Here is a 6,438-nt window from a genome sequence, read left to right on the forward strand (position 1 = left end):
TGACAACGAGCCCGCACCTGTAAAGCAGCACCTTGATTCCTTACGGCTTCAATGCGTGCGGCATCGCTGCCAGGAGGCGCCCGGCAGAACCGCGCCGATCGCGTTCACCAGGCCGGTGTGGGCGTCGGAGGTGACCAGTTGGACGCCGGACAGGCCGCGGGCGGTCAAGGAGCGCAGGAAGGCGAGCCAGCCGGCGCCGTCCTCGGCGGTGGCCACGTCCAGGCCGAGGATCTCGCGGTGCCCGTCCGCGTTGACACCGACGGCGATCAGCGCGTGGACGTTGATGATGCGGCCGCCCTCGCGGACCTTCTGGGTCAGCGCATCCACCCAGACGAACGCATACGGGCCCGCGTCCAGAGGCCGGTTGCGAAACGCGGCGACCTGTTCGTCCAGGTGCTTGGCCATCGCGCTGACCTGGGATTTCGACAGCTGGGTGACGCCGAGGGACTCGGCGAGCTTCTCGACCCTGCGGGTGGAGACGCCGAGGAGGTAGGCGGTGGCGACCACCGAGATCAGGGCCTGCTCGGCCCGCCGGCGGCGTTCGAGGAGCCAGTGCGGGAAGTAACTGCCCTGGCGCAGCTTGGGAACAGCGAGTTCGACGGTGCCCGCACGGGTGTCCCACTCGCGAGGGCGATATCCGTTGCGGTGGTTGACTCTCTCGTCGCTGACCTGCCCGTATTCGGCGTTGCAGAGGGCGTCGGCCTCCGCGGACATGAGTGCGTCGGCGAACGTCTTGACCATCGCACGCAGCAGATCGGGACTCGCCGCGGCGAGGTTGTCCTCGGCGAGGACGTGCAGGGGCAGACTGTCGGGTGCGGTCATCGTGCTGATCTCCTTCGGGCTTCGACACCTCGAAGATCAGCCGGTGGCCGTTCATCTATGCGGGCCTCATCCCGATGCCGGAGCAAACCCCCGGATCAGGTCGAACCCGTACACCACTTCCCTGGACGCAACCGCGGGCTCAGGGCAAGCCTCGCCCCACACACCAGAACTGACAGAAGAGCAGCGGCGAGCGCACAGAGGCGGCTCATGCACGGAGAAACCCAGGCTGACGAACCACGGCAGTACGCCGTTGACCAACGGCATCCCTCTACCACTTCACCCCGGCCGCGGATGGGAAACAGAGCGCGGCCTGTTCGAAAGCTGGATGGGTGTAGCTCTCCTGCAGTGAGATCGCCTTGGCAGGTTGTTGTTCGGCGAGTTCGCCACCGCGTGCAAGCTCGGGCCGTAGTACACGTGGCAGGGCTTCACCGTGCTGGAGTCCCGGGCAGACGATCGACGACGGCACCCTGCTCGCCGGCGTTCTCGTTCACCTCGGTGCGGGACCCGGCGAGACGTTCTTCTACCGGTGGCGCGGCAACATCCGCTGAGGCGTCCGACCGGTCAGCTGCGGAGCTGGGCCGGGCGGGCATCGGCAAGCGTGATCCTCTCTTCTACGACGACCTGGACGAGCTCGACGACGAGGCTGCGCAGTAATTCGAGGGGGCCACAGCTGGCCAGACACCGGGAAATGATCACAGCGAGCGCGGGAATACCCACCGCAACCTCAGACATCACAACTGCTCATCGAATTCCGTCGGTGCCTCTCCGCTACGTCCTGGATGGCACCCGGCCGCACCTGATCCGGCGGCGCCGGGCGAAGGTGCTGCGGTTCGTGGTCGACGGGCAGGTTGTGTTCTCCGCGTACGCCAGACATCCCGGCACGCGGCCGAACAACTTGATGGCGAGGGCCCTTCGCCTGGGCCGCTGAGCGTCGCGGCAACGCTCTCTGACAAACCTTCTGATGCTCGTATCTGCTATGTGTCGCAGCTCGTAACAACCTTCTGTTCGTCCTCCGACAGGGTGGGTCCTCGGGAGCCGCTCGCTTTCCGTTCCGCATCCTTCTTGCACGCGGATGCCTGCACGGCCAACTCTTCGACCTTCCTCTGGGCGTCCTCCAGGTTATTCTCTCCGATCGTATACTCAAGCTCATCCACATCGAGGGACGGAAGATATTTGAGTTCGACCTCGGGGTGATCTGTGTACAGCTTCGAGAGGGAGATCCAAGCAACGTCCTGGCTGACTCCCTGATATAAAGCGACATGTTCGCCTTTAGTGCCGACATAGTACCGCGTCTGTGTCCACTGGTATCCGAAATACATACCGATACTGCTGGTGACTACGACCGCCAGGAGAACCCACCAGAGCCAAGGGCGCTTCGCAGCCCGGGTGAATTTCGATCGAATCGGCTTCTTCGAAGACTGCTTGGCTCCACTCGGTCGCGAAGCGAATTTTGTCTCTAGAGGCTCTTTGTGCTCCTGAGAGTGATTGGGTTCTTCCGTGTTTGTTGGTTCAGGTGCCTTAGTGGCGAGACCGGAGTCCATACCCAGTCCCATCACTGCACCGTCGGACGGAATAGGGGTCTGCGAGGCCGCATCGAAGCCCTGGTTCCGCCGCTGACTCGTCTCGGTGCTCGGCAGGAAGAAGAACTGATCCGCTGGAATGTCCGTAACTAAGCGCAGGCGTTGAGAGGCACCTCGCTTTCGGTAAGCGTTGTGTAATTCCGTCACCCTGTCCTGTGCAGCGTAATTGAATGCATTCAGGGAAAGCGGCCTCTGTTTCGGATGCGCAGCGATTACATCCGAAACTGAGCGCGAGAAGATGCTGAACGACTCCCCGGTCCGAGTGCCATGGTGGCCTCCGTCTTCGACTCGTTCGCCAGGGCGCACGAAGAGTGAAAGCTGTGCGGGTGAACAGGCGTAGAGGTAGGCGACTTTGCGTCGAAGCGCTGCTCCGACCTTCTGGCGGCCCCATTCTTTGACGCCAGCTACACCCATGGAATCCTGATCAATGCCCTCTCGGCAGGCGTCGATGAGAAATATGACGTGCTCAGCGAGGGTCTCGTCAAGGTGTTCCCGCCAGTCGATCGGAACGCATCCGGACTCGAACGGGTGGACATCCTCGTCGATGTCCTCCGGTACCAGATAATCCCAGCCTTTCGCATGTATGCCGTGGCCGCTGAGCGCAATGACGACGGTGTCACCGCGCCGAGAATGCCGCAGAAATCCTATGACGCGGGCATTTATGTAATTGGCTGAGATCTGCTTACCATCTGGGCGCCTTGCCAGAACCTGGACCTCGTCGAATCCGTGGCTTTCCAGTGCGTGTCCGAGCCGTTCGAGATCCCTGGGGATGAACGGCAGGGGTTGTATGCCTCGCATCTCGTAGTCGCTGGCGCCGATCAGCAGTGCTCTGTGTCTCCCCATGGCGTGCCGTCCGTCACTCCTTGAACACCAGGACGATGCCGCGGCTGCTCTGCATCTGAGTCGTGCCGATGAACTGAACACCGCCGTTAGCTGTTACCTGGAACGACAAGTGCGCTTCCCGGAGCGGCAGCTGGCCCCCTCGGGCAGCAACATCCGCGAAGATCTGCTGGAGCGCATCAACTGCGTCGGCGAGGTTCTTGCGCAATGGCCCCAGTGGTATGCGCCTGAGGACTGTGTCCCCGTTGCCGTTGAACAGCCCCATCGAATCTCCGGGATCCTCTCCGTGTTCCTCACTTGAGACCCAGAAGTCGAGTGCTGCCTCAGCAGATGATGATTCTGTCGTGTGCATAGAAAGCCTCTCGTCCCCCGGTGCGCGACAGTGCATCAACTGTAGAGAGTTTCCGAGCTGTTGTCCGGTTGTTGGAGCGTAGTGGTCTCGCGGCTACCCTCGGGGGTGCGTCGCTGGTTTTGGGCCGGGCGAAGGAGCGGGAGACAAGAACATGGCCCGTGCGGAAAACTATTGGGTGCGGCTCTTCCTCAGCGAGCTGGTGGCCGACGAGCCGGGCCCGTGCTGGTCGCCACCGCCGGGTACGACGCCAGCCTGGAGACCTTCTCCGCCCTGCACGACCAGGCCCGTCCGCGCCCTCGGCGCCGAACCCGCCCCGATCGCATGAGCCCCCACCCCACGGCCTGTACACAGGACACAGTCGCCCTGCTGACCGCCCTGGACGACGGCCGGATCGTCGTCGACGCAGACGGATCACTCCCCGCCGCCGCGCTGCGACCCGGCCAGACGCCGTCCGCCCTGGTGCGGCGCCTGGCCGACCGGCTCGGCCTGACCCCGTACGGGGCAGCGCCGTGCCCGGCCGTGACCGACACCGCAGAAGGGGACGACCACGCGGCCGGGCGCCACGTGATCGCGTGGCACGGGCCACTGCCCGCCTCGTGGGAGATTCCGGCACCGTACCGGGCGGTGCCGGTCGGCCAGGCCCTGGCCGCGCTCCCGACCCCGGCAGCGGCCCGGCTCCGGGTAGCCTGCCGCGCCGGGCTCCTCGGCGACACCGTCCGCCCCACCGGTGTCCGCCGCCCCGGCGTACGGCCGTCCAAGGCCGAACGCACCCGCGCCCGCTTCACCTGGCACCCGGGCCCCCGGACACCCGAGCAGCGCCCGGTGCGTCAGGTGTGGGGGTGGCTGACCGACCCGGACGGCCGCGTACTGGGCCTCCTGGACCGCTTCGGGATGCCCAGCCTGCCGGGCGGCTGGCCCGAGCCCGGCGAGAGCCCGGACCGGACGCTGGCCCGAGAGGCCGCCGATGAAGCCGGCGCCCGCATCGGCCCGCCGGCCGTGCTCGGCGTCCAGGAGGTCACCGAGCACGGGCAACGTCCGTACGCACAGCTGCGGATGACCGCCCAGCTGCTGGGGCTCGGACCCGAAACACGAGATCGGTGAGGTCGTTCCCCCAGGTGGACAGCGCCTGGCCGAACATGACACCGCGTCCGGCCTCCAGCATGGCCCAGGCCTCGGTGGCGCGCCTGGGCCCGGGGATGTCGGCATCGTGCAGGCATGCCCAGGCTCTCAGCGCCCCCAGCGCCCGCAGGTGGCTCAGGTGGTGGATCCGGTCGGCGTCGGTCAGGCCGTGATCGACGAGGGCCGGCAACTGTTCCAGGGTCGCAGTGACTGCCTGTCGTGCCTGTGCGGGATCGGCCTGATCCGCCGCGGTCTCGGCCCACGCGAGACCGGCCCGCGCCCGAGTGAACGGATCGGCGGCCAGATGGCCCGCCGCCTGCCGGTACGCGGCGGACTGCGACGCGGTCGAAAGGACCGTCCGCAGCCGCACTCCGCGCCGCACCCGTCTGCTGCGGCTCCCGCGCTCCGCCAGACGTCCCGCGGGCGTGGCGGAACGCATGACGACGCGTTCAGACTTCCCGATGACGAGGCGCCAGGGCCCTGTGTCCTCCGTCGGGCGTCGGTGATCCGTATCGCGGGATTCCGCCGTGGACTTCCTCAGCCTCCTCATAACGGCCGAGCGCCCGAAGGTTCCTCACCAGACGCTTGTGCGCTTTTTTGGTGCCCGAGTGGTCCTTTCCCGCCACGCGCTCGTATCGCGGCAATAGGTCCGCGTTGACGGCACGGGCCGCCTCGTACTCCCCGAGCGTGTGGAGGGTGATGGCGATGCTCGCCTGCGCGTTCAGGGTGAGCAGGGAGTTCTCGCCCGACGTTCGTCTGCGCCGCTGGTGGATGTCTCGGTACAGGGCCAGTGCCCTGTCATGCCGCTCCAGGCCGAACAGGCTGCCCGCGAGGTTCTCGGTGGCCAGGAGCGTCGTGTCCTGGTCCTTTCCGAGCCGTCGCTCACAGCGCCGTCTGGTGTCCTCGTTGAGGAGGAACGACGCGCCGTAGTCCTCGAGTTCGGTGAGGCACGCACCCAGGTTGCAGGCCGCGAGAAGGGTCGCGGGATCATCGGCGCCGAACTGGCTTGTCTGCTGCCGGTGAACCCGCTCGAACAGCGGCCGCGCCCGTTTCGCCTCACCCTGCGCATAAAGGCACGCGGCAAGCCGAACGGTGGCGTTGAGTGTGTCGGCGTGTGCCTCCCCGAGCCGCGCCTCCCACTCGCGGTGGACGAGTTCCGCGAGGAGGACCCCGGCCTTCGCCTTCTCGGATTCGTAGAGGTAGTACAGGACACGGATGAGCAGAGACCGGAAGTGTGTCGGCTCGCTGCTCGGGACTTCGGCCTCGCGCAGGTAGACGAGGAGAGTCTGGACGTCCGCGGTGATCAACGCGTACGAGTTCCAGGTGCGCGGATCGTGCGGGTCGAGGACCGGCATCGCCGCGAGCCGGTCCCGTGCCGCACGGCACACCTCGTCCAGTCCGGCGGGATCACGGCGGAACAGGTCCAGGACGTCCGCGTGCGCACGGGCCACCGCGGGGTCAACGGGGTGCATCATGATGCCTGCCTCCTGTCCGCGGGGCCGCTGCCCACGAGTTGCGCCAGCCGAACGCCGTCCACGACATCGGGGGTCGCGCCACCGGGAGAGGTGCAGGCGAGCCCGCGGGCGACGGCCGAGCCGAGGGTGGCCGCCGCGCCGGTGCCCAGTGCTTCGACACGACGGACGCGACGGGGGAGCTTCCGCTCTACCGGCCGGACACCTACGCCGAGGCGCTCGCGTCCGGCACCGTGCCCGGGCCCCGCTCGGC

At 66.7% G+C, this 6,438-nt stretch carries 4 protein-coding genes and 2 pseudogenes; 2 read left to right on the forward strand and 4 right to left on the reverse strand.

Going from position 1 to position 6,438, the window contains the following annotated elements; all coding sequences use genetic code 11:
- Nucleotides 1-51 precede the first annotated feature (51 nt).
- The 3 genes and pseudogenes from ABZ887_RS46260 to ABZ887_RS46270 form a co-directional block, all read right to left on the reverse strand.
- Nucleotides 52-822, reverse strand: a pseudogene (locus tag ABZ887_RS46260) (IS256 family transposase); the annotation flags it as partial.
- Nucleotides 823-1,796: 974 nt separating this feature from the next.
- Nucleotides 1,797-3,245 (reverse strand): caspase family protein, encoded by a 1,449-nt coding sequence (locus ABZ887_RS46265; protein ID WP_361304832.1) that lies wholly within the window; start codon nt 3,243-3,245, stop codon nt 1,797-1,799.
- A 13-nt stretch (nt 3,246-3,258) separates the two neighbouring features.
- Nucleotides 3,259-3,594 (reverse strand): hypothetical protein, encoded by a 336-nt coding sequence (locus ABZ887_RS46270; RefSeq protein ID WP_361304834.1) that lies wholly within the window; start codon nt 3,592-3,594, stop codon nt 3,259-3,261.
- 219 nt (nt 3,595-3,813) lie between these two features.
- Between ABZ887_RS46270 and ABZ887_RS46275 the strand changes: the two genes are divergently transcribed.
- On the forward strand, nt 3,814-4,695 hold the full coding sequence (locus tag ABZ887_RS46275) for an NUDIX hydrolase (RefSeq protein WP_361304836.1): 882 nt from the start codon (nt 3,814-3,816) through the stop codon (nt 4,693-4,695).
- A gap of 467 nt (nt 4,696-5,162) precedes the next feature.
- Here ABZ887_RS46275 and ABZ887_RS46280 read toward each other — a convergent pair whose 3' ends face one another.
- Entirely contained in the window at nt 5,163-6,188 is a 1,026-nt protein-coding gene (locus tag ABZ887_RS46280; RefSeq protein WP_361304838.1) for a tetratricopeptide repeat protein, read from the reverse strand.
- Between the two features lie 38 nt (nt 6,189-6,226).
- Here ABZ887_RS46280 and ABZ887_RS46285 point away from each other — a divergent pair.
- A pseudogene (locus ABZ887_RS46285) lies at nt 6,227-6,438 on the forward strand (hypothetical protein); the annotation flags it as partial.

Origin of the sequence: Streptomyces sp. NPDC047061 (genome assembly GCF_040643955.1) — a bacterium.
GTDB lineage: Bacteria > Actinomycetota > Actinomycetes > Streptomycetales > Streptomycetaceae > Streptomyces.

Coding starts and splice junctions, on each gene's coding strand:
- ABZ887_RS46270 (WP_361304834.1), bottom strand. CDS start 3,594: ATGCACACGACAGAATCATCATCTGCTGAGGCAGCACTCGACTTCTGG.
- ABZ887_RS46265 (WP_361304832.1), bottom strand. CDS start 3,245: ATGGGGAGACACAGAGCACTGCTGATCGGCGCCAGCGACTACGAGATG.
- ABZ887_RS46280 (WP_361304838.1), bottom strand. CDS start 6,188: ATGATGCACCCCGTTGACCCCGCGGTGGCCCGTGCGCACGCGGACGTC.